1 pseudogene is annotated in these 254 nt (G+C 61.0%); it reads right to left on the bottom strand.

Annotation, left to right across the window (positions count from 1 at the left end):
- Positions 1–254, bottom strand: a pseudogene (locus tag IVB47_RS13430) (acetylglucosamine transferase); the annotation flags it as partial.

Here is a 254-nt window from a genome sequence, read left to right as displayed (position 1 = left end):
CGATCGTGATCAGGCACGGCAGGTCGTAAACCTTTTCAGCCAGCAGATGTCGCGCCGATTGCGGAATGAAGATGGGATCGGCGAGCACATGGTCCATGGTCTGAAGGCCCGTACCAGTGGCGTGACCAAACCCCGTGACCTGGATCGGGGCCGGCTTGCGGGCGAAGACATGGAGCCTGTTGCCGGTCGAATGCCCGGACACGTCGATCAGGATATCGATCCCGTCGGCCTGGATACGATCGGCCAACTCGTCA

The organism is Bradyrhizobium sp. 62 (assembly GCF_023073035.1).
Lineage (GTDB): Bacteria > Pseudomonadota > Alphaproteobacteria > Rhizobiales > Xanthobacteraceae > Bradyrhizobium.
Note: the sequence above shows the minus strand (reverse complement) of the source record. Positions and strands in the feature narration are given on the sequence as shown.